The 23,766-nt window shown below is 66.2% G+C and carries 28 protein-coding genes; 16 read left to right on the top strand and 12 right to left on the bottom strand.

The features are described from left to right. Nucleotides 1–56: 56 nt before the first annotated feature. The 9 genes from E5A73_RS02575 (at nt 57) to E5A73_RS02535 (ending at nt 6,842) form a co-directional block, all read left to right on the top strand. Nucleotides 57–569 (top strand): GNAT family N-acetyltransferase, encoded by a 513-nt coding sequence (locus E5A73_RS02575; RefSeq protein WP_206366359.1) that lies wholly within the window; start codon nt 57–59, stop codon nt 567–569. Nucleotides 570–586: 17 nt separating this feature from the next. Next, complete coding sequence (locus E5A73_RS02570) at nt 587–1,225, top strand: phosphoribosylanthranilate isomerase (protein WP_135962216.1); 639 nt, start codon at nt 587–589, stop codon at nt 1,223–1,225. Next, nucleotides 1,222–2,451 (top strand): tryptophan synthase subunit beta, encoded by a 1,230-nt coding sequence (gene trpB, locus E5A73_RS02565; protein WP_135962215.1) that lies wholly within the window; start codon nt 1,222–1,224, stop codon nt 2,449–2,451. Before E5A73_RS02570 ends, trpB begins: the two co-directional genes overlap by 4 nt. After that, nucleotides 2,448–2,684 (top strand): hypothetical protein, encoded by a 237-nt coding sequence (locus E5A73_RS02560; RefSeq protein ID WP_135962214.1) that lies wholly within the window; start codon nt 2,448–2,450, stop codon nt 2,682–2,684. The genes trpB and E5A73_RS02560 overlap by 4 nt, the downstream gene beginning before the upstream one ends. Then, nucleotides 2,681–3,493 (top strand): tryptophan synthase subunit alpha, encoded by an 813-nt coding sequence (gene trpA / locus E5A73_RS02555; RefSeq protein WP_135962213.1) that lies wholly within the window; start codon nt 2,681–2,683, stop codon nt 3,491–3,493. Before E5A73_RS02560 ends, trpA begins: the two co-directional genes overlap by 4 nt. Further along, nucleotides 3,490–4,350 carry an acetyl-CoA carboxylase, carboxyltransferase subunit beta gene (accD, locus tag E5A73_RS02550; RefSeq protein ID WP_135962212.1) on the top strand — a complete coding sequence of 287 codons (861 nt, stop codon included), beginning with the start codon at nt 3,490–3,492 and terminating at the stop codon, nt 4,348–4,350. Before trpA ends, accD begins: the two co-directional genes overlap by 4 nt. Before the next feature lie 114 nt (nt 4,351–4,464). Next, nucleotides 4,465–5,775, top strand: coding sequence for a bifunctional folylpolyglutamate synthase/dihydrofolate synthase (locus E5A73_RS02545; protein WP_135962211.1), 1,311 nt, complete (start codon nt 4,465–4,467; stop codon nt 5,773–5,775). 72 nt (nt 5,776–5,847) lie between these two features. Then, a complete protein-coding gene (locus tag E5A73_RS02540; RefSeq protein WP_135962210.1) occupies nt 5,848–6,285 on the top strand; it encodes a DUF6628 family protein in 438 nt (145 codons plus the stop codon). A gap of 107 nt (nt 6,286–6,392) precedes the next feature. Continuing rightward, complete coding sequence (locus E5A73_RS02535) at nt 6,393–6,842, top strand: hypothetical protein (RefSeq protein ID WP_135962209.1); 450 nt, start codon at nt 6,393–6,395, stop codon at nt 6,840–6,842. 23 nt (nt 6,843–6,865) lie between these two features. On the opposite strand, the gene E5A73_RS02530 is transcribed toward E5A73_RS02535, so the two are convergent. The 3 genes from E5A73_RS02530 to E5A73_RS02520 are packed head-to-tail and all read right to left on the bottom strand — an operon-like array spanning nt 6,866 to nt 9,500. Beyond that, entirely contained in the window at nt 6,866–7,366 is a 501-nt protein-coding gene (locus E5A73_RS02530; protein ID WP_135962208.1) for a DUF2939 domain-containing protein, read from the bottom strand. Then, complete coding sequence (locus E5A73_RS02525; protein WP_135962207.1) at nt 7,363–8,124, bottom strand: tetratricopeptide repeat protein; 762 nt, start codon at nt 8,122–8,124, stop codon at nt 7,363–7,365. The genes E5A73_RS02530 and E5A73_RS02525 overlap by 4 nt, the downstream gene beginning before the upstream one ends. Next, nucleotides 8,124–9,500, bottom strand: a complete 1,377-nt coding sequence (locus tag E5A73_RS02520) for an AmpG family muropeptide MFS transporter (RefSeq protein ID WP_135962206.1) — start codon at nt 9,498–9,500, stop codon at nt 8,124–8,126. Before E5A73_RS02520 ends, E5A73_RS02525 begins: the two co-directional genes overlap by 1 nt. 57 nt (nt 9,501–9,557) lie before the next feature. Between E5A73_RS02520 and E5A73_RS02515 the strand changes: the two genes are divergently transcribed. Together E5A73_RS02515 and E5A73_RS21870 are read left to right on the top strand one after the other, a co-directional pair. Continuing rightward, entirely contained in the window at nt 9,558–10,697 is a 1,140-nt protein-coding gene (locus E5A73_RS02515) for an aromatic ring-hydroxylating oxygenase subunit alpha (protein WP_135962205.1), read from the top strand. Nucleotides 10,698–10,759: 62 nt separating this feature from the next. After that, entirely contained in the window at nt 10,760–10,891 is a 132-nt protein-coding gene (locus tag E5A73_RS21870; protein WP_276605797.1) for a hypothetical protein, read from the top strand. 21 nt (nt 10,892–10,912) lie between these two features. Here the strand turns inward: E5A73_RS21870 and E5A73_RS02510 are convergent, their stop codons facing one another. Continuing rightward, on the bottom strand, nt 10,913–11,344 hold the full coding sequence (locus E5A73_RS02510) for a response regulator (protein ID WP_135962204.1): 432 nt from the start codon (nt 11,342–11,344) through the stop codon (nt 10,913–10,915). A gap of 119 nt (nt 11,345–11,463) precedes the next feature. On the opposite strand from E5A73_RS02510, the gene E5A73_RS02505 reads away from it, so the two are divergent. Together E5A73_RS02505 and rsmD are read left to right on the top strand one after the other, a co-directional pair. Beyond that, nucleotides 11,464–12,981, top strand: a complete 1,518-nt coding sequence (locus tag E5A73_RS02505; RefSeq protein ID WP_135962203.1) for a pseudouridine synthase — start codon at nt 11,464–11,466, stop codon at nt 12,979–12,981. Next, a complete protein-coding gene (gene rsmD / locus E5A73_RS02500) occupies nt 12,981–13,520 on the top strand; it encodes a 16S rRNA (guanine(966)-N(2))-methyltransferase RsmD (protein WP_240699976.1) in 540 nt (179 codons plus the stop codon). The genes E5A73_RS02505 and rsmD overlap by 1 nt, the downstream gene beginning before the upstream one ends. A gap of 404 nt (nt 13,521–13,924) precedes the next feature. On the opposite strand, the gene E5A73_RS02495 is transcribed toward rsmD, so the two are convergent. After that, a complete protein-coding gene (locus tag E5A73_RS02495; RefSeq protein WP_135962201.1) occupies nt 13,925–15,208 on the bottom strand; it encodes an MFS transporter in 1,284 nt (427 codons plus the stop codon). Nucleotides 15,209–15,335: 127 nt separating this feature from the next. Here E5A73_RS02495 and E5A73_RS02490 point away from each other — a divergent pair, with 127 nt between their 5' ends. Then, nucleotides 15,336–15,521 (top strand): hypothetical protein, encoded by a 186-nt coding sequence (locus tag E5A73_RS02490; protein ID WP_135962200.1) that lies wholly within the window; start codon nt 15,336–15,338, stop codon nt 15,519–15,521. A 60-nt stretch (nt 15,522–15,581) separates the two neighbouring features. Here E5A73_RS02490 and E5A73_RS02485 read toward each other — a convergent pair whose 3' ends face one another. The 3 genes from E5A73_RS02485 to E5A73_RS21175 form a co-directional block, all read right to left on the bottom strand. Further along, a complete protein-coding gene (locus tag E5A73_RS02485; RefSeq protein ID WP_135962199.1) occupies nt 15,582–15,845 on the bottom strand; it encodes a hypothetical protein in 264 nt (87 codons plus the stop codon). A gap of 114 nt (nt 15,846–15,959) precedes the next feature. Beyond that, nucleotides 15,960–17,600, bottom strand: coding sequence for an inorganic phosphate transporter (locus E5A73_RS02480; protein ID WP_135962198.1), 1,641 nt, complete (start codon nt 17,598–17,600; stop codon nt 15,960–15,962). 68 nt (nt 17,601–17,668) lie between these two features. Further along, on the bottom strand, nt 17,669–17,845 hold the full coding sequence (locus E5A73_RS21175) for a hypothetical protein (protein WP_168355779.1): 177 nt from the start codon (nt 17,843–17,845) through the stop codon (nt 17,669–17,671). A gap of 72 nt (nt 17,846–17,917) precedes the next feature. Between E5A73_RS21175 and E5A73_RS02475 the strand changes: the two genes are divergently transcribed. Next, a complete protein-coding gene (locus E5A73_RS02475; protein ID WP_135962197.1) occupies nt 17,918–20,227 on the top strand; it encodes an ATP-dependent helicase in 2,310 nt (769 codons plus the stop codon). 109 nt (nt 20,228–20,336) lie between these two features. Here E5A73_RS02475 and E5A73_RS02470 read toward each other — a convergent pair whose 3' ends face one another. The 3 genes from E5A73_RS02470 to E5A73_RS21170 form a co-directional block, all read right to left on the bottom strand. After that, nucleotides 20,337–20,939: a hypothetical protein gene (locus E5A73_RS02470; protein ID WP_135962196.1), complete on the bottom strand. Its 603-nt coding sequence runs from the start codon at nt 20,937–20,939 to the stop codon at nt 20,337–20,339. Continuing rightward, nucleotides 20,936–21,610 carry a hypothetical protein gene (locus tag E5A73_RS02465; RefSeq protein ID WP_135962195.1) on the bottom strand — a complete coding sequence of 225 codons (675 nt, stop codon included), beginning with the start codon at nt 21,608–21,610 and terminating at the stop codon, nt 20,936–20,938. The genes E5A73_RS02470 and E5A73_RS02465 overlap by 4 nt, the downstream gene beginning before the upstream one ends. 70 nt (nt 21,611–21,680) lie before the next feature. After that, nucleotides 21,681–21,857, bottom strand: a complete 177-nt coding sequence (locus tag E5A73_RS21170) for a hypothetical protein (RefSeq protein ID WP_168355778.1) — start codon at nt 21,855–21,857, stop codon at nt 21,681–21,683. 706 nt (nt 21,858–22,563) lie between these two features. Between E5A73_RS21170 and E5A73_RS21165 the strand changes: the two genes are divergently transcribed. Continuing rightward, complete coding sequence (locus E5A73_RS21165; RefSeq protein WP_168355777.1) at nt 22,564–22,773, top strand: hypothetical protein; 210 nt, start codon at nt 22,564–22,566, stop codon at nt 22,771–22,773. A 581-nt stretch (nt 22,774–23,354) separates the two neighbouring features. Here E5A73_RS21165 and E5A73_RS02460 read toward each other — a convergent pair. Further along, nucleotides 23,355–23,699, bottom strand: coding sequence for a hypothetical protein (locus E5A73_RS02460; RefSeq protein WP_135962194.1), 345 nt, complete (start codon nt 23,697–23,699; stop codon nt 23,355–23,357). Between the last annotated feature and the right edge of the window lie 67 nt (nt 23,700–23,766).

Raw genomic sequence — 23,766 nt, 5'->3', positions numbered from 1 at the left:
GGCCATGGCCGCGCCCCCACTTGCCAAAATCTCCGACGCGTCGGAGATAGCGCGCCATGCCTGAGATCGTGACCATTCGCGTCGCCAGTCCTCGACACCTGCCAGCGCTCCATCCGGTGATCGAGCGTGCCTATCGCGGCGAGTCCGCGCGCCAGGGCTGGACCCACGAGGCCGATCTCCTCCAGGGGCAGCGCACCGACATCGGGACGCTGCAGGCAATCGTCGCGGACCCTGCGCAGCGCCTGTTGATCGCCGAGAACGGCGGCGCCGTCATCGGCTGCGTCAATGTCGCCGACAAGGGTGACGGGCTCGCCTATCTCGGTCTGCTCTGCGTCGATCCGGCGCTGCAGACGGCGGGAGCAGGCAAGCAATTGCTCGCCGCGGCCGAGGCCTGCGCGCGCGACGTTCTCGGCGCCGACCGCATCGAGATGACCGTCATCGACGTGCGGCACCGGTTGATCGGCTGGTACGAGCGCCGCGGCTATGCCCGGACCGGCGAGCGCCGAGACTTCATCTTCGCGGTCGATCCGCCGCTGTTCATGACGGTACTGGTCAAGTCGCTCGCCTGAGGCTTATGGCGTCGGCGATGCCCCTTACTGCCAAGATCTGCGGCCTTTCGACGCCGGCCACGCTCGACGCCGCGGTCAGCCACGGCGCCGCGCAGGTCGGTTTCGTGTTCTTCGCGCCGTCGCCGCGCAACCTCGCACTCGATCGGGCATCGGGCCTCGCCCACCGTGTTCCCGCGCAGGTGCGAAAGGTCGGCGTCTTCGTCGATCCCGACGACGCATTGCTCGATGCCGCGATCGCCGCGGGCCGCCTCGACGCGATCCAGCTCCACAAGACCGCGCCCGATCGGGTGGCGGCGATCCGCGCGCGCACGCGCCGCGAGGTCTGGGCCGCGATCGCGGTGAAGACTCGCGCCGATCTCGCCATGGCTTCGCGCTTCGCCCAGGCCGCTGACCGCATCCTCTATGACGCCAAGACGCCGGATTCGGCCGCGCTCCCCGGCGGCATGGGCCTGCGCTTCGACTGGACCCTGCTTCAGGGGCATTCGCATCCGCTGCCCTGGTCGCTCTCCGGCGGCCTCACCCCCGACAACGTCGTCGAGGCGGTGCGCGTCACCGGCGCGACTTCGGTCGACGTCTCCTCGGGGGTCGAATCCGCCCCCGGCATCAAGAATGTGGACAAGATCGCCGCATTCCTTAAGGCATTGGCCGCTCTATGACCGTACCCAATTCCTATCGCGCCCAGCCCGACGATCGCGGGCATTTCGGCCAGTTCGGCGGCCGCTTCGTCGCCGAGACGCTGATGCCCCTGGTCCTCGATCTCGAGCGCGAATATCGCGCGGCGAAGGCCGATCCCGCGTTCAAGGCCGAGTTCGACGATCTGCTCGAACATTATGTCGGCCGCCCCAGCCCGCTTTATCATGCCGAGCGGCTGACCGAGGCGCTGCGCACCGGTGCCGCGCCCGGCATGGGCGCGCAGGTCTGGTTCAAGCGCGACGAGCTCAACCACACCGGCGCGCACAAGATCAACAATTGCATCGGCCAGATCCTGCTCGCGATCCGGATGGGCAAGACCCGGATCATCGCCGAGACCGGCGCCGGCCAGCACGGGGTCGCCACCGCCACCGTCTGCGCGCGCTTCGGCCTGCCTTGCGTGATCTACATGGGCGCGACCGACGTCGTCCGGCAGCAGCCCAACGTCTTCCGCATGAAGCTGCTCGGCGCCGAGGTCCGCCCGGTCACTGCCGGCGCGGCGACGCTCAAGGACGCGATGAACGAGGGGCTGCGCGATTGGGTCGCCAACGTCCACGACACCTTCTACATCATCGGCACCGCCGCGGGCCCGCATCCCTATCCCGAGATGGTCCGCGATTTCCAGAGCGTGATCGGCACCGAGGCGCGCGCGCAGATGCTCGCGCGCACCGGCCGCCTGCCCGACCTGCTCGTCGCCGCGATCGGCGGCGGATCGAACGCGATCGGGCTGTTCCATCCGTTCCTCGACGACGCCGACGTGGCGATGCTCGGCGTCGAGGCGGCCGGCCACGGGCTCGACAAGGAGCATGCCGCCAGCCTTGCCGGCGGGGCTCCCGGCATCCTCCACGGCAACAAGACCTATCTGCTCCAGGACGAAGACGGCCAGATCACCGAGGGCCATTCGATCTCGGCGGGTCTCGATTATCCGGGCATCGGCCCCGAGCACGCCTGGCTGCGCGACATCGGCCGCGTCGAATATACCTCGGCGACCGACGTGGAGGCGCTCGACGCGTTCCAATTGCTGTGCCGCACCGAAGGCATCATCCCCGCGCTCGAACCTTCGCACGCGATCGCAGCAGTGGCGAAGAAGGCCCGGGAAATGCGGAAGGACCAGATCATCCTGGCGAACCTGTGCGGCCGCGGCGACAAGGACATCTTCACCGTGGCCGCGGCGCTGGGGGTGGAGATATGACACGCGGTGAATTTGTCGAAAAAGCCACGATGCTTGGGATAGACCCTACCGCGTATGACCTCGATGGCCGACCCAGTGAAAGCTATGTTCTTGCGAATGAGGGAGCGGAATACAAAGTCTTCTACAGCGAGCGCGGACTTGAGACCGGCAAGGAACTCTTTCCCGATGAGTCTGCCGCGCTCCAGCGCCTGTTAGATCTGTTGGTTCAAGACTCTTCGGCTCTAATTCGATGACTCGCTTAGCCTCCGTCTTCGCCTGCGCGGCCGAAAAGCACCGCGCCGCGCTCATCGCCTTCGTCACCGCCGGTGACCCGACCCCCGCCGCCACCGGCGCGATCCTCGATGCGCTCGTCCAGGGCGGTGCCGACGTGATCGAGCTCGGCATGCCGTTCACCGATCCGATGGCCGACGGCCCGCCGATCCAGGCCGCCAATATCCGCAGCCTCGCCGCGGGCACGCGCACCGCCGACGTGCTCGCCATCGCCCGCGAGTTCCGCGCGCGTCATCCGGAAGTGCCGCTGGTGCTGATGGGCTATGCCAACCCCATGGTCCGCCGCGGCGCCGAATGGTTCGCGCGCGCCGCCAGCGACGCGGGCGTCGACGGCGTGATCTGCGTCGACATTCCGCCCGAGGAAGACGATGCGCTCGGGCCGATGCTCCGCGAACAGGGCATCGCCCCGATCCGGCTCGCCACGCCGACCACCGACGCCGCCCGGCTCCCCGCGGTCCTCGCCGGCGCCTCCGGCTTCGTCTATTACGTCTCGGTCGCCGGGATCACCGGCCTCCAGCAGGCCGCGCAATCCTCGATCGAAGACGCCGTCGCCCGGCTCAAGGCCGCCACCGACCTGCCGATCGCGGTAGGTTTCGGGGTGCGCACCCCCGAGCAGGCGGCGCAGATCGGTCGCGTCGCCGATGGCGTCGTCGTCGGCTCGGCGATCGTCGAACTGGTCGGCAAGCATGGGCCCGATGCGCCCGCGCAGGTCCGCGCCTATATCCAGTCCCTCTCCGCGGCGCTCGCCGCCGCCCGCAAGGAAGTCGCATGAGCTGGATCAGTCGCGTCCGTAACGCACTCGCCTATGTGACGACCAAGACCAACGAGAGCCCCGACAATCTCTGGCACAAGTGCAAGGGTTGCGGGACGATGGTGTTCTCCAAGGAGCTGGAGGAAAATCTCTACGTCTGCCCGACTTGCGACCATCATGAGCGCATCGGCCCGGCCCGCCGCTTCGAATATCTGTTCGACGAGGGCAGCTTCACCGTCCTGACCAGCCCCAAGGTGGTCGACGACCCGCTCAGGTTCCGCGACCAGAAGCCCTATCCTGCCCGCCTCAAGGCGGCGCGCACCGCGACCGGCGAGCCCGATGCGTTCCTCAACGCCTCGGGCACGATCCTCGGCCAGAAGGCGGTGATCGGCGTCCAGGACTTCGCCTTCATGGGCGGATCGATGGGCCAGGCAGTCGGCGAGGCGTTCATCCACGGAGTCGAGGCGGCGATCGCCGCGGCCGCGCCGTACATCGTGTTCACTGCATCGGGCGGCGCACGCATGCAGGAGGGCATCCTCAGCCTGATGCAGATGCCGCGTACCACCGTCGCGATCGAGATGCTCCACGATGCCGGCCTGCCCTATATCGTCGTGCTCACCGATCCCACTTCAGGCGGGGTGATGGCGGCCTATGCGATGCTCGGCGACGTCCAGATCGCCGAGCCGCGTGCGACGCTCGCTTTCACCGGCCGCCGGGTGATCGAGAACACGATCCGCGAAAAGCTGCCCGACGATTTCCAGACCTCGGAATATTATCGCGACCACGGGCTGGTCGACCGGGTCGAGCACCGCAAGGACCTGCGCGAAGTGCTCGGCCGGCTGATCGGCCTGCTCACCGACGCGAAAGCGGCGGCGTGATTCTGCTCCCTCTCCCCGCTCGCGGGGAGAGGGCTGGGGAGAGGGGCAAGTGCAATGCCCTCTCGACACTGCCCCTCTCCCCGGCCCTCTCCCCTGAAGGGGAGAGGGAGTAAGATGGACTTCGCCACCTCCTCCAGCCCCGCCGTCCAGCGCCAGCTCGATCGCCTGACCGCGCTATCCCCCGGTGCCGATATCCTCGGCCTTGAGCGCATCACCCTGCTGCTCGAGCGCGTCGGCAATCCCCACCTCCGCCTGCCGCCGGTGCTCCATGTCGCCGGCACCAACGGCAAGGGCTCGACCTGCGCCTTCCTCCGCGCCGCGATAGAGGCCGCGGGCCTGACGACGCATGTCTATTCGAGCCCCCATCTCGTCCGCTTCAACGAGCGCATCCGCCTCGCCGGCACGCTGATCGACGACGACGCCCTTGCCCCCCTGCTCGAAGAAGTCCTGGATGCAGGCGGCGATATCGGCGCGAGCTTCTTCGAAGTCACCACCGCCGCGGCCTTTCTCGCTTTCGCCCGCACCCCGGCCGATGCCTGCATCGTCGAGGTCGGACTCGGCGGCCGGCTCGACGCGACCAACGTCATCCCCGAGCCCCTGGTCACGGCGATCGCCCAGCTCGGCATCGACCATCAGTCGTTCCTCGGCGACACGCTCGCCCAGATCGCTGCCGAGAAGGCCGGCATCGCCAAGCCCGGCGTGCCGCTGGTGACGATGGCCTATCCACCCGACATCGCCGACGTGGTCGACCGCTTCGCCGAGACCGTCGCCGCCCCGGTCTTCGCCGAGCAACGGGTCTGGTCCTACTACGTCGACGGCGATGCGCTACACTATCGCGACGCGAAGGGCGTAGTGATCACGCCCCTCCCCGCCCTTGCCGGTTCGCATCAGCCGGCCAATCTGGCGCTCGCCATCGCCGCGCTGCGCCATCAGCGCGCCCTTAGTGTTCCCGACGCCGCTTTATCCGCCGCCGCGCGAAGCGCCCGCTGGCCGGCGCGGATGCAGCGCCTGTCGCCTGGGCCGTTGACGGCGCTGCTCCCGCCAGGCGCCGAACTCTGGCTCGACGGCGGCCATAACGCCAACGCCGCCGAGGCGGTGAGCCGTGCCGCCGCACAAATCGCCGGGGACCGCCCGCTCCACCTCGTGCTCGGTATGCTCGAGAACAAGGATGCCCACGCGATGATCGCCCGGTTCGCGCCGATCGCCCGCTCGCTCACCGCCGTGCCGGTGCCGGGCCATCCACACCACCCGCCCGCCGATCTCGTCGAGCGCGCGCGTCGAGCAGGCCTGGCAAGCGGCGAAGCGCCGGACATTGCCGCCGCGCTTTCGGCTGTCCCGCGCGAGGGCACACTGCTCGTGCTGGTTCTCGGATCGCTCTATCTAGCCGGTATGGCGCTCGCCGCAAACGACGAACTGCCCGACTGAAACGACTTATTGCGATTGACTTGCAATAGCGTAGACGCGACAACCTCCGCATCATCCACGCGGGAGTCGCTCATGTCCGCTGCCAATACGCTTGCCGCCGCTCTGCCCGTGCTCCAGCCTGAAGACGCCGGCGCCCGGCTGCTCCTGTTCGGCGTCCGCCAGATGGGTGCGCATGGTCTCCACGACGCCTGTACCGCGCATGCTTTCGTCACTGCGTTCGGCAAGGGCTTCCAGCGGCCGCTGGTCCTCCTGCGCGCATTGATGGCCGAGATGTCGGCCGCGTCGATCGGGCCGATCCAGATCGCGCCCTGGTGCTGCCCGCGCATGACCGGCCCTGAGGCGACCTTGCTCGAAGTGGTCGCCGGGATCCGGAAGCATCCTGTGCGTGCGCAAATGCTGCTCGCCGACCTGCTCGGCATCCGCGATGCCGCCGGCATAGGCTTCACTGTGCACGCCCTCGCCAATGCCTTCGCCGACCTGGCGCTGCCGCTGGATGAGGTGGCGGCATGAGTGGACGTCAGCGCATCGGCCTCGCATGGCTGCCGGAGCAGCCCGTCCTTTAGTTCGAAATTAACGAGAAGAAGACAGTATACCGGCGATCGAACGAAGGAAATCCGGTGAAAATCAATCAAGGCGGCGACTTTCCGGCGGCCGCTCGACGGCCGCAATCATCGGCCGTGGCGTCCAACGGCGCTGCCCCGTTCTCGACCATCCTGACGGCGGCGAACGCCGATCCGGCTGAGAAGGTCGAAAATAAGGAGCCCGATTTCACCCGTATGACCCGCAAGGAAATGTTCGACTGGATGAACGGCAAGATCATCGGCGGAGAAATGTCGCTTGATGACAGCTCTGCATTTCTCGGGATGACCATACGGATTCCGGTAGCGGCAGGCTTCAACGCGCCGCTGGCGATCGATGATCGGGAGCAGGTCGATTTCGTGCAATTGGCACAGGATGGTATTGCCGGTGCGCTCTCGCGCCACGACGATATGACACGCAAGATGCTGGAGACGGCCATGCAGGTCATACGGCACGAGCCCGGCAGCCGCGTCGACCAGCGCGCCTGACACCAAAGCCGTCGCGAGTGGGGCTAGAGCAACCGCTCTCCCGGCAGTCGCACCGCCGTCACGCGCCAGCGCAGCCCCTGCAGTTCGAACATCAGTTCGGGGCCCTCGCCGCTCGTCGGCACCAGCGCGAATCGGCCCAGCGCATCCCTCCGCACCCGCATTGCGCCGGGCTTTCCGCTCGCGAAACCCGGTCGCGCCGCATCGGCGACGCCCGCACTGGCGAATAGCGCGCGCATCCCCTCGGGCGTGATCGCCGCATCGACGACGGGATCCGCGAATCGCTCGGCGATTGCCGCGCCGAGCCGGTCGAGCGCCGAGCCCTCGGAACGCCCGAGCCGATCGTGCAACTGCGTCTTCAGGTCCGCGCGCACCGCCGGATAGTCGATCCCCGCCGAGATCGCCGTGAGATCACGCGCATCGGCAGCCTTTTTGAGCTGCATCAGGGTGAGGTAAGGCGATCCCCAAAGCCATCCGCCGCCTGCCACCACCAGCAGCACGGCCAGCGCGATGATCCAGCGTTTCATTGCCCCACGCCTTTCGCCCGCAAGCCGGCGAGCGCTTCGGTCGCCCAGCGATACATTCCCGCATCGGCAGCGCGCTGGTGTCGGCTCAGGCGCCGCATCCGCGCTTCGACTTCCTCGAGCACGACGAACGCCCTGCCCTCGCGGCCCTGCTCGATCAGCAGCGCGGCATGACGGCAGCGCGCCTCCTCGCCGGGCATCCGCGTGACCAGGTCGGCATAGAGGTCGAGCGCCTCCTGCTTGCGTCCGAGATGATCGAGCACCCGCGCGCGCAGCAGCCCCTGCCGATCGCGCTCGCTTTGGCCGAGCGGAGTCGGGCTCGCGTCGAGCAACGCCAGCGCATCAGCCACCTGCCCGCTCTCGAACAACGACAAAGCAAGCTTGCTTTGAGTCCGCACATCGGGCTCGCCGGGCGTCATCGCGATGCTCTCGCGATAGAGCGGCACCGCCTCGCCGTGCCGCCCCAGCGCGGCCAGCGCATCGGCAGTGCGAAGCCGGTTGGCGGCAGTGTCGGCGAGGCCCAGCGCATCGCGCGCGGCACGCAACTCGCGCTCGGGATCGATCGTCTCGATCGCCTTGGCGCGCGCCGTCCGCACATGGCGGTTGCTGCCGAGCCCCGGCAGCACCTCGACGATCAGATAGGCGAGCGCGCTCACCACCGGCAGGAAGATCAACGCCGTCAGCCACAGCGGATTGCGCCCGGTGCGCATCAGATGGACGATGCAGAGCACCTGCAGCCCGATCACGACGAGAAACGGCATCAGCGTGCGCCTGCGCCCGCCGGAGCCGCTTCCTCGGCACCGGCACGTGCCTTGCGCACGCTCTCCACCACGAAGCCCTTGCGCCACAGGATCCACAGTAGGACCATGCCCGGCAGCGCGACCACGGTGGTCATCACCCAGAAGCCGACCCAGCCGAGCTGCTCGGCGATGATCCCCGCCGGACTCGACAGCCAGGTCCGCCCGACTCCGGCCAGCGACGACAGCAAGGCGAATTGAGTCGCGGTATAGGCCAGGCTCGACAGCCCCGAGAGATAGGTCACGAAGATCGTCAGCCCGAGCCCGCTCGTCACTTGCTCGGTCGCCACTGCGATCGTCAGCCACAGGGTGGAGTGCCCCTGCGACGCGAGCATCGCGAAGGTCAGGTTGCTCAGCATCATCAGCACCCCCGACACGAACAGCGCCCGCCCCATCCCCAGCCAGGCGAGCAGCGGGGCCGACAGCGCGGTGCCGAGAATCAGCCCCCAGAAGCCGATCACCTTGTTGATCGCGATGAACTCGGTGTCGCTGAACCCGAGCTCGACGATCATCGGGTTGAGCATCGCCTGTCCCATCGCGTCGCCGAGCTTGTAGACCAATACGAACAGCAGGATCAGCACCGCGCCGCGGCGCATCAGGAACTCGCCGAACGGCCCGAACAGGGTGGTCTGCAGCCATTGGCCTATGCTCTGCCGCGGGGCTTCGTTGCTCAGCACCTTGTCGTGCAGCCCGGGGCCCATCCACAATGCCGCGATCATACCCGGCAGGATGCACAGCCCGGTGAGGCCATAGGCCATCCCCCAGCCCAGCCCGAATCCTTCGGTCGAGGCGAGTGCGATCGTGCCGACCCCGGCGAAGAACGCGCCGAGCCGATAGCCGAACTGATTGTTCGCGGTGCCGTGCGCGAGTTCGTCCTCGGGCAGGATCTCGATGCGATACGCATCGATGACGATGTCCTGCGTCGCGCCGAGAAACGCAGTGACGATCGCCCAGAAGGCGAAGACGCCTAGATGCAGCTCGGGCCGGCTCGCGCCGAGCATCCACACCGATCCGAACAACAGGGCCTGGACGAGGAACAGCCACGCCCGGCGCTGGCCGAACAGCCCGGTCAGCACCGGCAGCTTGAGCCGATCGACCAGCGGCGCCCAGAGGAATTTGAGCGTGTACGGCGTGGTCAGCCCGATCGCGAAGCCGATCGTCTTCTTCTCGATCCCCACCTTGGCGAGCCAGAAGGTCATCGTCCCGAGCAGAAGCGCCAGCGGGAAGCCGCTCGAGATACCGAGCAGCAGCGCCGCGATCGGCCGCGATCGGAAATAGGGCGCCATCGTCGCGCCGAACCCGCCGCGTGTGCCGTCCTCCAATACCGCCCCGTCCGCCATCCCTTGCTCCCTTGCGCCTTCCGCGCGACACTAGCCGAAAAGTTGCGGAGAGGAAGGATGAACGCGCCGACCCAGGGCCAACTCGCGCTCGCTACCCAGCTCGCCCAAGGCGGCCGCCGCGCCCAGGGCGCGATCGCCTATGTCGATGCGCGCGCCTATACCAGCGCGGCCCGCCACGCCGCCGAGCAAGCGCGTATCTTCACGCGGGTGCCTTTGGTCATCGCTTCCTCCGCGCTGCTCCCCGCGAACGACATGGCGGTGCCGCACGACGGCTTCGGCAAGCCGCTGCTGATCACCCGCGACCGGAACGGCACGGCGCATGTCTTCCTCAACGTCTGCCGCCATCGCGGCACCCGCCTGGTCGAAGGCTGCGCGGCAGTGAAATCGCCGCGCCTAGTCTGCCCCTATCACGCATGGAGCTATGCGCTCGACGGCCGTCTCGTCGGGCTCCCCCGCGCCGACACCTTTCCCGGCCTCGACAAGGCCGCGCACGGCCTCAATCGCCTGCCCACGCATGAGGCCGGCGGGCTGATCTGGTTCGCCTTCGCCGAATCGGCCGATTTCGCCGAGGCCGACACGCTCGCGCGCGATTTCGAGGCGTTCGACCTCGCCGGCCAGCATCTCTTCCGCCGCCGCACGCATGACGTCCGCGCCAATTGGAAGCTGGTCATGGATGCGTTTCTCGAGGGCTATCACATCCAGCGCCTCCATTCCGGCACGATCGCCCCCTTTTTCAGGGACGGCGTCTCGACCGCCGACAGCATCGGCCCGCACCAGCGCTCGGCGGTGGGCCGCGAGGCGGGGCTCGCCGCCTTGTCGTCGAACGACTGGGCGACGTTGCGCGGCGCGATCACCTATACCTATCAGCTGTTCCCCGGCACGGTGCTCGTCGTCAGTCCCGATTACATCAACCTGATGGTGCTGATGCCGCAAGCGGCGGACCGGGTGCTGGTCGAGGATTTCATGCTCATCCCCGAAGCCCCGGCGACCGAAAAAGCCCTCGCCCATTGGGAGAGGAGCTGGGAGCTGCTCGACGGCGGCGTGTTCGCGGCCGAGGATTTTCGCGCCTGCGAGCTCGGCCAGCAGGGCCTCGCCTCGGGTGCGATCGAACGCCTCACTTTGGGCATGCTCGAGCTCGGCATCCGCCAGTTCCACGACACGGTCGAGGCGCGGCTGGCACCTACGCACGAACCCTGAGAGCAACGTCTGCAGCAGTGCGCTATTCTATAATGGGGCTAAACCGTTGCAGGAATTGAAATATGCCCGCCGCTGTCACCAGCCGTGCTTTTGCGCCGCACACCAATCCCTCCGCCGATGGCACCGCGCGCGTCGCGGTAGCGCTGTCGTTGCTGTCTTGGCTCACCGTCGTGCTCATGTTGTTCTGGCGCTGAACATTCAGCGACGGCCGCGGCTCAGGCGGCGTCGAGGAACAGGCTGAAGCTGCCGGGAAGCTTGCGCGGCTTGCGGCCGCCGATCACTGCCTCGATCCCTTCGATCGCCGCCAGCAAGTCGCGCTGCGGATAGGGCTTGGCGAGGCATCCCGCCGCCAGCTTGCGCGCTTCGCCGGGGCAATTGCCGGTCACGAACAGCACTTGCACGCCACGCGCATGCGCCTCTCGCGCGACTTCGACTCCGCTGCCGTCAGCAAGATTGACGTCGACCAGGACGAGATCGATCGCCGCATCGCGCCCGATCACTTCCAGCGCATCGGCGACCGAATCGATCGTGGCGATCACTTCGAAGCCCTCGGCGCCGAGGAAATGCTCGGTGTCGAACGCGACCAGCGGCTCGTCCTCGACGAGGAGAATCCGCTCGATCAGCCGCTTCTTCTTCCCGAACAACATCGTTCCGCCTTGGTCCGCGGCACGGCCTCATGCCCCCCGCACGCCGCTCCTAACGCGCAAATCCTTTGCAGTGCTGCAATAATTTTTGCCGCGCGCCGCATAATCGCTATATCGCCGCGGTGTCCCCATCCAAGCCCCCCGAAGCCCAGCGCATCGCGAAGCTGCTGGCCCGTGCCGGAATCGCGTCGCGCCGCGAGGTCGAGCGGATGATCGCCGAAGGGCGCATTGCGCTCGACGGCGTCGTCCTCGACACGCCCGCGACGCTGCTCACGTCGCTCGACAGCGTCACCGTCGACGGCGAACCCGTGGCCGCGCCCGCGCCGGCACGGCTGTTCCGCTATCACAAGCCCGCCGGCCTGCTCACCACCGAGCGCGATCCGGCGGGTCGCGAGACGATCTACGATCATCTTCCGCCGGGCCTGCCCCGCGTGATGCCGGTCGGCCGGCTCGACCTCAGCACCGAAGGGCTCCTCCTCCTCACCACCGACGGCGAGCTCAAGCGCGAGCTCGAGCTGCCCGCCACCGGCGTCGAGCGCAGCTATCGCGCGCGCGCTTATGGCCAGGTCAGCCAGCCGCAGCTCGAGGAGCTGATGCTCGGAGTCGAGATCGAAGGCGTCCGCTACGGCCCGATCAACGCCAATATCGAGCGGCGCACCGGCGCGAACGTGTGGATCGAGATGACGCTTACCGAGGGCAAGAACCGCGAAGTCCGCCGCGTGCTCGAATATCTCGGGCTCGAAGTGAATCGGCTGATCCGCACGCGCTACGGTCCTTTCTGGCTCGGCGATTTGCCGCCTGGCGATGTCGACGAAATCCGCCAGAACGACCTGACCACCTTCCGCACGGTGCTGTCCAAGCCGGGCGGTGGCAAGGCGGCGTCGAACCTGCAATTCTCGGTGCGCGCCCGCGTCGAGCCGGCCCCACCGAAACCGACCGGCGTCGAGGAGCCCGATCGCCGCCTCCGCCGCGCGCCGCCGACTAAAGCCGCGCCCGCGCCTGCCAGGGACGTGCGCTTTACGTCGCGCGCTACGCCGCCCGCGCGTACCGAGCGCCCCGCCCGCGAGGACACCCGCGAGGACCGTCGCCCGCCTCGTGGCGAAGCGCGGTTCACGCCCGGCGCGAAGCCCCCGAGCCGCACCGAGCGTCCGGCACGTAGCGATTCGCGCTTCAAACCCGGTGCGAAGCCCGTCGGTGCGACGGATCGTCCGGCACGTGGCGAAGCGCGCGCCTTCGGCAGCGATTCGCGCTTCAAGCCGGGCGCGAGACCGCCTGGCGGTGCCGAGCGTCCGGCACGTCCCGAAACGCGCGCGCCTGCCAATGACATCCGCAAGCCCGGCTCGAAGCCGCCCGCGCGCCCAGAGCGTCCTTCGCGCGAAGACCAGCGCCCGCCCGCGAGAGATGCCCGCTTCACGCCGCGTGGCACCCCGCCCGCGCGTAGCGAGCGCCCTGCCCGCGAAGAGACTCGCGCCGTCGCCAAGCCGGCCCGTGCGGCGCGGGCCAGGGCGCATCGCGACCAGCAGGAACCCCGCGCCGGCGATATCGGCGACCGGCCACGCGGCCAGCGCCCGACCAAGGGCCCGGCTGGCGGTCGCGGCAAGCCGTCCAAGCCCGCCCGCCCGCCCAGGTCGCGCAAATAATGCGAGTCATTGCCGGCGAATGGCGCGGTCGCCCGCTCGTCGCGCCCAAGGGCGACGCCACGCGCCCGACCGCGGATCGCACTCGCGAGGCTTTGTTCTCGATGCTCACCAGCCGCCTCGGCAGCTTCGAAGGGCTCGCCGTCGCCGATCTGTTCGCGGGCTCGGGCGCGCTCGGGATCGAGGCACTGTCGCGCGGCGCTGCCTCGTGCCTGTTCGTCGAGCATGACAAGCCCGCGCTCGATGCGCTCAAGGCCAATATCGCCAAACTGGGCGCAAAGGGCGCCGAAGTGCGCGCTACGTCAGCGCTAGCGCTCGGCCCCGCGATCAAGCCGCTCGACCTGATCCTGATGGATCCGCCCTACGGCACCGGCGCGGGCGTCGTCGCGCTCGACAAGCTCGGCCGGCTGGGCTGGGCCGGTCCTGCCACCTGGATCAGCATCGAGACCGGGAAGGCCGAGGAAGTCGAACTCGCCGGCTTCGAAATCGACTCCAGCCGCGTCCACGGCAAGGCACGCGTCACGCTGCTGCGCAAAGTCTAACCCGTTTTCATATCGACGGACCGCTTCCTTTTTCGTTCGCCCTGAGCCTGTCGAAGGGCGCCTCTCCACATGCGAACCGTTCGCGGCTCCCTGCCCTTCGACAGGCTCAGGGCGAACGGCTGGGGTGATTGAATCTGGTTGAAATCGACTTCAGGACAGCACCTATGCTCCTGCGCAAGCTGCCGACCCTGATCGTAGTCATCCCAGCGAAAGCGGGGATGACGATAGGAAATAAGTCCCCAACCTAATCCGCGCTTCGCAAAGCCCGTTTGCCCTTGGTCCGGCTGGTCAAATGAAACTGCCGACACCGGTCGCAGCGATACGTCCGGAGCTCCAGCTCCGATCGCTGCGCCGCTTGCGCCGCTTCGCTCTCGGACACAAACCGCACCTTCCGGATGCAGACGCTAAGCTTGGTGCGCACCGTGTCCCTTACGCCGCGAGACAAGCGCCAGCCCGACCAGGCTCAACACCGCCGCGCCCGCCAGATAATAGCCCACCAGCACCAGCCCGCCGCGTTGGACCAGCGCCGCCGCGATCAGCGGAGTCAGCCCTCCGCCGATGATCCCGCCGAGATTGAAGGTCACCGATACCCCGGTATAGCGAACCCGCGCCGGGAACAGGCTCGGCAGCCAGCCCCCCAGCGGCCCGTAGACGAACCCCATCACGAACAACCCGCCCGCCAGCCAGACGAACACGCTCGCCAGCGCGTCCGCAGTGACGAAAAGCCCGATCGTGAGCCCCGCCGCGACCGTCGCGACGCACCCGATCGCCAGGATACGGGTGGCGCTGCTGCGGTCGGCGAGGCTGGATGCGGTCCATATCCCCGCCGCCATGAACAGGATCGCCGCCAGCTCGACCGCAAGGAAGGTCTCGCGGTCATAGCCGAGCCCCTTGGTCGCGTAGCCGATGATGAACACCGTCGAGATGTAGAAGAGCGCGAAGCATGCGACGGTGCCGACCGTTCCCGCGAGCGTCTGCAGCCAATGATCGCGGAACAGCTCGCCGACCGGAATGCGCGGCGGCGGCGCGGCATGCTGCGCCTCGACGAACGCCGGCGTCTCGGTCAGCGTGACGCGCACCCATAGCCCCAGCCCGACCAGCGCCGCGCTGGCGAGGAACGGCAGTCGCCATCCCCATTCGCGGAACTGGTCGTCGCTCAGCAATGCGCCGAGCGCCAGGAAGAACCCGTTGGCGAAGATGAACCCCACCGGTGCGCCGAGCGGCGGAAACGCCCCATAGCGATTGGCCCAGCCCGGCGGTGCATTCTCGACTGCGAGCAGCGACGCGCCGCCCCATTCGCCGCCGAGCCCCAGCCCCTGCCCGAAGCGCAGCAGGCAGAGCAGCGCCGGCGCCACCCAGCCGATCATCGCATACGTGGGCAGGAACGCGATCAGTACCGTCGATATGCCCATCAGCATCAGCGACGCCACCAGGGTCGACTTGCGCCCCATCCGGTCGCCGAAATGCCCGAACACCAGCCCGCCCAGCGGCCTCGCGAAGAAGGCGACGCTGAAGCTGGCATAGGAAGCGAGCTGCGCCAGCGCGGGATCGGTCGTCGGGAAGAACAGGGCCGGGAAAACTAGCGCCGCCGCGGTCGCGTAGATGTAGAAATCGTAGAATTCGACCGAGGTACCGACCAGGCTCGCAAACAGGATGCGGCGATGCGATGCGATCGGTGCGGCGGCCATGAACTTCCCCTTCTCGCTTCTCCTAGGAAAGAAGCGCGCGCTTGGGGAGCCCCGTTCATCGGCCTGACAGTTTCGCTTGTGTATCGAACCCCTACCATCGCAGCGCCGGAATTAGGGAGACGGAGCCATGCGCGACTCAGCAGGACGCAGGCTGGCATTCGCAACGCTCTTCGCGCTGATCGCGGGCGTGCTGGTGCATTTCTACAACCCGATAGATCACATCCGCGCCGACCTTCGTGCGGATGGCAGCGGCGTGAAGTTCAGCCTGGAGATCGCCGCGCGCGCAATCGAGCGAGCCTGCGCCAGGGTATAGGAATGGCGGTAAGAGGGCGAGCGAACAAGCCGCTCTCCGATAGGATTCGGAGCGGCAGCGTCAGCCGTCGGGGTCCGCAATGGCCGATATTTCCTGGCTTGACAGACCGGCGCTTTCGTCCCGCAGGAAGCGCAGAAGCTCGTCGATTTCCTGCGGACCGAAGCGGAGTTCGAGCGCGTCCATTTCGATGCGGGCCGATGCCCGCCTCTCGGGGGAAAAGCCTTCGACGATCTCCGCGCACTCGGCCAGCGAGCCTTGTCCCGCGACGCCCTCCCGCTTCGCGCCATCCCCGTCGGCAGCATAGATCGTAGCCGGCTCGCTCAAAGGATATGTCGTCATCATTGTCCCTATCGTGATCTACGAAGCGACAACGTTCGAACTCGGCGTTGGACGCACGCAGGATGTACTTGCGGCCGCGTGCAGCAACCGGAAGCGCGCTCAGCTCAGTCCGTACGCTTTCACCACCGCCAGCATCAGCCAATAGAGCCCGCCCGACAGCGCCATCGCCGCGGGCAAGGTCAGCAGCCACGCCGCGGCCAGCTGAGCGATCGTCCGTCCCTGCAGGCCCTGCCCGTTGGCCACCGAAGCGCCGGCCACGCCCGACGACAGGATGTGCGTCGTCGACACCGGCAGTCCGAAACGGTCGGCGCTGAGGATCGTCACCGCCGCGACCAGCTCGGCGGTCGCGCCCATGCCATAGGTCATGTGTTGTTTGCCGATCCGCTCGCCGACGGTGATCACGATCCGCTTCCAGCCGATCATCGTGCCCAGCCCCAGCGCGATCGCGACGACCACCTTCACCCAGAGCGGAATGAAGCGCGTGCCCGCCTCGAGGTTCGCCTGATACGCCTTGATCGCCTTGAGCTCGTCCTCGCGGAAGCCCTCGGGCTTCTTGGTCGCGAGCTTGGTGGTGTCGAGCACCAGATACATGTCGTTGCGCACGTTCGGAGTCGCTTCGGCGGGGACCTTGCTCAGCGAGCCGTAGCTCGCGACCCGCGCGGTCAGGTCGGTCGACAGGCTGTCGAGCGCGGCATAGACCTGCGGGCTGTCGACCTTGCGCTGCTGGAGCGCAGTGGTGAGCGTCGCCCGCGCCTGCTCGGGCGCCATCGCGGCCCCGCCGCTGCGCGCCTCGAACGCCGCGGTGGCGACATTGGCGGTCTGCACGAAGGCCGGGGTGGCGCTGGTCGGCAGCGTCCGGTTGAGCGCATAGGCGGTCGGCGCGCAGCCGATCAGGATCAGCATGATCAGCCCCATGCCCTTCTGGCCGTCGTTCGAGCCATGGCTGAACGAAACCGCGGTGCACGTGAAGATCAGTAGCGCGCGCACGCCCCTGGGCGGCGCCTTGTCGCCCTCGGGCGCCCGGAAGAGTTCGGGCCGGCGGATCACGGCGCGCATCACCAGCAGCAGCAGCAATGCCGCGAAGAAGCCGATCAGCGGCGCCATCCACAAGCCGGTCAGCACCTTCTGCGCCTGGCTCCAGTCGACCCCCGCGGTGCCGCCGCGCGATCCGGCCGCGATCAGCTGGTTGGCGAAGCCGACCCCGAGCACCGATCCAATCAGCGTATGCGACGACGAATTGGGCAGACCGACATACCAGGTGCCGAGGTTCCACAAGACCGCGGCGAGCAGCAACGCGAAGATCATCGCGAACCCGGCGGCGGACCCCACGTTGAGGATCAGGTCGACCGGCAGCAGCGTGATGATCGAATAGGCCACTGCCCCGCTCGAGAACATCACCCCGAGGAAGTTGAAGAAGCCCGACCAGACCACCGCGAAATGCGCCGGCATCGAATTGGTGTAGATCACGGTGGCGACTGCGTTGGCGGTGTCGTGAAACCCGTTCACGAACTCGAAGCCGAGCGCGATGACCAGCGCCAGCGCGAGGAACGCGAACACCCCCAGCGCCAGCTCCTCGCCCACGCCGCGCGTATCGGTCAGCACGCTGAACCCGGCATAAGCCAGCCCGCCGAACAGCAGCCCGGCGAACGCCAGCCAGGCGAGCGGATGCGTTTTATAGTCGAAACGCGAGGCCCCCGGCTTGTCTGCCGTGGGCGCTTGATCGAGTGCTAGGCTGGCCATGATGGCAGCGAAATGACCGCGCTTCGTGACCGGGGTATGACAATGAGGTTACAATCCCGCGGACACGCTCAGAAGCACGTCGTCCGGGAGACCTTGATCACCTTGCCGCTCGCATCCTTTTCCTCGTGCCGCCCCGGCTCGCAGGGCTTGCGTCCCTCGCTCTGGCTGGTCCGCCACGCATAGAATGCCACGAAGACGGCGATCGCCAGCACGATCCCGAGCCTGAGTTTGCGGTTGCGCCACATGCGCCCGCTTTAGCCACGTGCCGTTCTCGAAGCAACTTGCCCGAAACGCCCGCGTTCCCTACCTGTTCACCGATGAGTCTCCCCATGCCCGCCGAAGATGCCCCCTATCTGCGGGGCCTCAACGCCCCCCAGCGCGAAGCCGTGCTGACCACCGAGGGCCCTGTCCTCGTCCTCGCCGGCGCCGGCACCGGCAAGACCGCGGCGCTCACCGCGCGCCTCGCCCACCTGCTGTTCACGCGCAAAGCCTATCCCAGCGAGATTCTCTCGGTCACCTTCACCAACAAGGCCGCGCGCGAGATGCGCGAGCGGGTCGGCCGGCTCGTCGGCGACGCAATCGAGGGCATGCCCTGGCTCGGCACCTTCCACGCGATCGGCGCCAGGATGCTGCGCCGCCACGCCGAGCTGGTCGGGCTCCAGTCCAACTTCACCATCCTCGACACCGACGACCAGCTCCGCCTGCTCAAGCAGCTCATCCTCGCCGCCGACGTGGACGAGAAACGCTGGCCCGCGCGCCAGCTCGCCGGAATGATCGACGGCTGGAAGAACAAGGGCCTGACCCCGAAGGAGATCGACGCCGGCGAATCCGAAGCCTATGCCAATGGCAAGGGCCAGGCGCTCTACGCCGCCTATCAGGATCGCCTGCGCACCCTGAACGCCTGCGATTTCGGCGACTTGCTCCTCCACATGCTCGTGATCCTGAAGACCGATCGCGAGATATTGTCCCAATATCAGAACCGCTTTCGCTACATCATGGTGGACGAGTATCAGGACACCAACAGCGTCCAGTATCTCTGGCTCCGCTTGCTCGCGCAGGAACGCAAGAACCTCTGCTGCGTCGGCGACGACGACCAGTCGATCTATTCGTGGCGCGGCGCCCAGGTCGAGAACATCCTCAAGTTCGAAAAGGATTTTCCCGGCGCCAAGGTGATCCGCCTCGAGCAGAATTACCGTTCCACCCCGCACATCCTCGCCGCCGCCTCGGGCGTCATCGCCAACAATGGCGGCCGCCTCGGCAAGACCCTGTGGACCGAGAAGGACCAGGGCGAGAAGGTCAAGGTGCTCGGCATCTGGGACGGGCCCGAGGAAGCGCGCCGCGTCGGCGAGGAGATCGAGGGCCTCCAGCGCGGCGGCCTCAGCCTCGACGACACTGCGATCCTCGTCCGCGCGCAGCACCAGACCCGCGAGTTCGAAGAGCGCTTCATCAGCATCGGCCTGTCCTATCGCATCATCGGCGGCTTCCGCTTCTACGAGCGCGCCGAGATCCGCGACGCGCTCGCCTATCTGCGCGTCGTCGCCCAGCCGAGCGACGACCTCGCCTTCGAACGCATCGTCAACGTCCCCAAGCGCGGCCTCGGCGACAAGGCCCTCGCCAAGGTCCACCAGTTCGCCCGCGCGGAAGGCCTGCCGCTCACCACCGCCGGCGCGCGCATCCTCGACACCGACGAACTCACGCCCCAGGCCCGCCGCAGCCTCGGCAACCTCATCGGCGACATCGCCCGCTGGCGCAGCATGGGCGACACCCTTCCCCATCCCGAGCTCGCCCGCATCATCCTCGACGAGAGCGGCTACACTGCGATGTGGCAGGCAGATCGCACCGCCGAGGCCGCCGGCCGGCTGGAGAACCTCAACGAACTCGTCCGCGCGATGGAGGAATATGAGTCGCTGACGGCGTTCCTCGAGCATGTCAGCCTCGTGATGGACAACGAGGCCTCGGCCGACGAGCCCAAGGTGACGATCATGACGATCCACGCCGCCAAGGGCCTCGAATATGACACGGTGTTTCTCGTCGGCTGGGAGGAAGGCATCTTCCCCTCGCAGCGCGCGCTCGACGAAGGCGGCCTCGCGTCGCTGGAGGAGGAGCGCCGCCTGGCCTATGTCGCGATCACCCGCGCCCGCCGCCGCGCGACGATCCTCCACGCCGCCAATCGCCGCATCTACGGCCAATGGACGAGCAGCCTCCCCAGCCGCTTCGTCGCCGAGCTCCCCGGCGAGCATATCGAGACCGAGACCACGATGTCGGGCGGCGAGTCGCTATGGCGCGCCAATTGGTCCGAACGCGCCGATCCCTTCGCGGATGTGGGACGAGGCACCGGCCGCGGCCCCGGCTGGCAGCGCGCCGCGGGGGTCGATGCCAAGAACCCCGGCGGCAGCTTCACCCCCCGCACCTTCTCGCGCGAACCGGCGCGGGTGCTGGAGAGCCACGCGTCTGCGGTGAGCTTCGGCGCCAAGCCGCGCGCGGATCTGGCGGTGGGGCTGCGCGTGTTCCACCAGAAGTTCGGCTACGGGGTGATCGCCGAAATCGAAGGCAACAAGCTCGAGATCGACTTCGAGGTCGCCGGGCGGAAGCGGGTTATGGATAGTTTTGTGAGCGTGGGGGACTGAAGGGCTATCGTGCGAGTGCAACCCAATCTGGAAAGCGCCCCGCGGTGGGGCGCACTTTTCCTCGGGGTTGTTGCCTCGGATTGTTGGGGTCTGGCGAACCGGCGCTGGGTCACAGCTCGCTAGCGACCACATCTTCGACAAATCGTTCGTACTCAGGGACGCAGTGAAGCCCCGCGATGTATTCGACGTAGCTCCGTAACTCGTGATGCCGGGAGGCCCTCTTGAGTATGAGCGGCACCCTAAAGGCGTGATGCCCCACCGCAAGACCGTAATTATGCGATATATAGTCGGCCACGTCGGATATAGTGCCTAGCCGCCCCTCCAGATGGCGAATGCAGCCCGCCAAGGCTGCCACCTCGGATACTGCCTGATTATCGACAACAAATGCGACGGGACGGTCTCCACAACCCCACAAGCGGCCGAGTTCGCTGACAGTCTGGAAGATAGTGGGCATCTTTAGAGAAAATTGGCTCTTCAGCAGGGGGCCGAAGGAAGAATCTTTTAGCTCCCGTTCGATATCAGGCAACCAAACCCCAAAAAGTGGCGTGGCTTCGACTATCGCTTGACCGGCAAAGATATATTGGACCTGATAGAACAGGTCATCGCTCACTCTCTTCCGAAATGAGCTTGGTTCCATTTTCGTATATCCCAGATCGCTCAAGCGCGAATCTGTCGCTTCGATCAACGCACGCTTCTTGTCTTGAGCGATCATTCGCAACTCGGATCAATAAGGAAGGGTTGCACGGCGACGGGAATCGTGCGGCCAATCGGCATGCCTACGAAAAATCCTGCCGCACTGGCGTTACTTCCCACCGGTATCGCGTAGCCGGAGACGATCGCGTTCGCCACTTTGGGCTGATTGCGCACCAGCAGATCGTCGCGCCAATTTTCATAATCGAGAACCGTCTTCACCTCCACGACCCCCATAGGGACGCCGGGTATGTTGCCGTACACAATATCGAAGCGAGCCCTGGCACCGTCATGTTCGAACGTCACTTCCCTTACGACCCATTGCCCATTCTGCCGGAAGCCGTCAGCCAGCTTACCTGCGATGCAATCATGGATCCTTTTCCTTCTCAGCAGCTCCCTTGCCCGGGAGATCGCCATATCCTGCCGAGGCAGCCTATTGAAATGGCTGATTTGCCCCGGGTAATACGCAGGTATCATGTACGTATTGAAGTAGAGCGCATCAAACCGCGTGCCGACGACAACTATGTCGGTGACCCACGTTTCGGGTACACATTGCCCATCCTGCAGGATCATGGGAGGCTCGCACGAGCCCTGCGCCTGCGCAATGGCTTTACTTCCCAGAGGCGGGGAGACCGTGACTACCCCAAGTGCCAATGAGAGCGCGGCGATAAAGAGGCACGTGCGCTTTATCATGGGTGAATTCCCTCACTGGCTGCAGGAAAGTTATCTATTGCCCAAAGCACATTCTCTAGAGGTAGCCACTTCAGATTTTTAAGAGTTTGAGATGCATCTTGTTTGTTCCGTTGTCGGAACTGTAGGAAATTGGACCGGGGCGATAGCCAAGCTTTGCAAGGGCCTCGTTATTGGTACCGGAAGAGATAGCGATAAAGCTGGCCGCAATGCGCGACCCCACATCATCGAGTGCCGCGTTTGTCGCCACGTCGCACTCCTTGGAGGTGCAATTAACGCTCAATCGCTCTCTGCTATGCACATATCCAAAGAGGGAGCTGGCTATTTGCCCTTGCTTGGCTACGTTATCTTCCGAAGGATTTCTGGTAGCTTGCGAAGACGGCGCGACCTGACGGGCGACGTTTTTTGAAACTGCCGGCGTTCGTTGGACGGAAGTTTGCGTCACCGTGTCTGCGCCGTTCGCGACAATTATCGAACCTGTCGGTTCCCCGCTCGAAGTGGACAGTTCGTAAATGCCAACTGCAGCCGCCACGGAAGCGACAGCGAAGATGATGCTAGATCTTTTCACTATGTACTTCCCGCGATATGGTTGCCATACAGCTTCATAGCGTCAAGCACGCGAAATCGACGATAACGCGTAAGCATTTGGCATATATCCACCGCTTACGGCTGTAATATACGACTACTATCATCCGTTATTCGACTCGCGATCTAATTTCACTGCAACAATCTATCAACCCTGTAATCCTGTCAAGTTGGCGCGCCTGAATCATATGAAGGTTCGACGCACATCTATATCATGTGATTATCTTTCATCGTCATTTGGAATCGACAACTTAGCGCTATACGTTAGCAGTCGTCCTCCCGGTACAATAACTGGAGCGCCGGCTTGTCCCACGCTTGCACATAGCAACCTGGACAGCGAATTTGACACGGTTCGACCGGTCTTGCTTGCCTTGGACGACGATTGCCGCCGCCAAATCCCCGGAATCGGCGCCACTGCGCGGCGTCGGGTGCAGTGCTGGGAGGAAGCGATCGAGCCACGGGTTCGGGAGCCGAAAGCCAACAGCTTGTTGGTCGAGACGATAAACGGCCCGTTTTCAGTACAGCAATTCACGACGCCGGTCGAGAAAATCAACGCGAACGCGAAGTCTGCGCGCAGCTGACCGGTTTTCTTGGCAGCATCGCCGAATCCGCCGCGATGACCCGTTCAAGCTCGAGCTGATCGCGAAAAGCCCGATAGCATTCGCACTATCCTCGAAATTTCCCGGTGCCGTTTCCGCGGTGGATTTCAGCGGGAATCGGCTGTTTGCGGCAGAACTGCCCCGGCTGATTCGGCTTCCAATGTAGGATTTCGTCTGAGATAGACTCGTCGATGACCGAGTCGCTCCATCCTCGCGCGCCAAGGTTTGGGCCCCACCCCGACCGGCCAGCCGAACGCCCGCACGCCTTCCACGCGCTCTGCCAGACCGGCGACGTCCCGACCGCGGCGGCCTGCGTCGGCGCCGGCGCCCCTGCCGTCACACACTTCCACCGCAGCCTCGGACGACGCAGTGCCTTTCCGAAGGCGTCGCGGTCCGTGATCGAAGCCGAGCCCTCGCCACCCCCGTCCATGCGCGACAGTGTGACCCTGGTGTGACCTTTGACATGGTTCGGAGCCTTAACTCAGCGCCATGGCGGTCGCGATTCCGGGCAATTGGGACGCGTCGACGCCGCCTGCCACGGCGTGGTCAAGGCGCGGCCGGCGCTAACCCTGTTCCACCGCAAATCCGCCAAAAGGGCTCGCCTCATGCCTGAATCGCCGCAAGCTCCGCCCGATGCCGAGGATTCCGATACCCTCGCTTTCACCCCCGTCGCGCTCCCGCGCGTCTATCACAATGGCTGGACCGCTCCCCGCCAGCGCGACTTCATTGCCGCGCTCGCCGCGATGGGCAATGTGCTCCGCGCCGCGCGTGCCGTCGGCATGACCAAGCAGTCCGCCTACAATCTCCGCAAACGCCCCGATGCGGAGAGCTTTGCCGCGGCATGGGATGTCGCGCTGCAGATGGGCTATGACGAGGCGTTCGGCCGGGCGATGGAGCGCGCCGTCCACGGCACCCTTCTACACTTCTACACTTCTACAAGGGCCAGCAGGTCGGCACGCGTCACCGCTTCGACTA

It is taken from the genome of Sphingomonas gei, assembly GCF_004792685.1.
Lineage (GTDB): Bacteria > Pseudomonadota > Alphaproteobacteria > Sphingomonadales > Sphingomonadaceae > Sphingomonas > Sphingomonas gei.
This window is presented reverse-complemented; position numbering and strand designations above follow the sequence as displayed.

Coding starts and splice junctions, on each gene's coding strand:
- rsmD (WP_240699976.1), top strand. CDS start 12,981: ATGCGAGTCATTGCCGGCGAATGGCGCGGTCGCCCGCTCGTCGCGCCC.
- E5A73_RS02560 (WP_135962214.1), top strand. CDS start 2,448: ATGACACGCGGTGAATTTGTCGAAAAAGCCACGATGCTTGGGATAGAC.
- E5A73_RS02540 (WP_135962210.1), top strand. CDS start 5,848: ATGTCCGCTGCCAATACGCTTGCCGCCGCTCTGCCCGTGCTCCAGCCT.
- trpA (WP_135962213.1), top strand. CDS start 2,681: ATGACTCGCTTAGCCTCCGTCTTCGCCTGCGCGGCCGAAAAGCACCGC.
- E5A73_RS02515 (WP_135962205.1), top strand. CDS start 9,558: ATGAACGCGCCGACCCAGGGCCAACTCGCGCTCGCTACCCAGCTCGCC.
- E5A73_RS21870 (WP_276605797.1), top strand. CDS start 10,760: ATGCCCGCCGCTGTCACCAGCCGTGCTTTTGCGCCGCACACCAATCCC.
- E5A73_RS02525 (WP_135962207.1), bottom strand. CDS start 8,124: ATGCCGTTTCTCGTCGTGATCGGGCTGCAGGTGCTCTGCATCGTCCAT.
- trpB (WP_135962215.1), top strand. CDS start 1,222: ATGACCGTACCCAATTCCTATCGCGCCCAGCCCGACGATCGCGGGCAT.
- E5A73_RS21175 (WP_168355779.1), bottom strand. CDS start 17,845: ATGTGGCGCAACCGCAAACTCAGGCTCGGGATCGTGCTGGCGATCGCC.
- E5A73_RS02490 (WP_135962200.1), top strand. CDS start 15,336: ATGCGCGACTCAGCAGGACGCAGGCTGGCATTCGCAACGCTCTTCGCG.
- E5A73_RS02570 (WP_135962216.1), top strand. CDS start 587: ATGCCCCTTACTGCCAAGATCTGCGGCCTTTCGACGCCGGCCACGCTC.
- E5A73_RS02470 (WP_135962196.1), bottom strand. CDS start 20,939: ATGATCGCTCAAGACAAGAAGCGTGCGTTGATCGAAGCGACAGATTCG.
- E5A73_RS02530 (WP_135962208.1), bottom strand. CDS start 7,366: ATGAAACGCTGGATCATCGCGCTGGCCGTGCTGCTGGTGGTGGCAGGC.
- E5A73_RS02545 (WP_135962211.1), top strand. CDS start 4,465: ATGGACTTCGCCACCTCCTCCAGCCCCGCCGTCCAGCGCCAGCTCGAT.
- E5A73_RS02575 (WP_206366359.1), top strand. CDS start 57: ATGCCTGAGATCGTGACCATTCGCGTCGCCAGTCCTCGACACCTGCCA.
- E5A73_RS02510 (WP_135962204.1), bottom strand. CDS start 11,344: ATGTTGTTCGGGAAGAAGAAGCGGCTGATCGAGCGGATTCTCCTCGTC.
- E5A73_RS02475 (WP_135962197.1), top strand. CDS start 17,918: ATGAGTCTCCCCATGCCCGCCGAAGATGCCCCCTATCTGCGGGGCCTC.
- accD (WP_135962212.1), top strand. CDS start 3,490: ATGAGCTGGATCAGTCGCGTCCGTAACGCACTCGCCTATGTGACGACC.
- E5A73_RS02465 (WP_135962195.1), bottom strand. CDS start 21,610: ATGATAAAGCGCACGTGCCTCTTTATCGCCGCGCTCTCATTGGCACTT.
- E5A73_RS02480 (WP_135962198.1), bottom strand. CDS start 17,600: ATGGCCAGCCTAGCACTCGATCAAGCGCCCACGGCAGACAAGCCGGGG.
- E5A73_RS02520 (WP_135962206.1), bottom strand. CDS start 9,500: ATGGCGGACGGGGCGGTATTGGAGGACGGCACACGCGGCGGGTTCGGC.
- E5A73_RS02495 (WP_135962201.1), bottom strand. CDS start 15,208: ATGGCCGCCGCACCGATCGCATCGCATCGCCGCATCCTGTTTGCGAGC.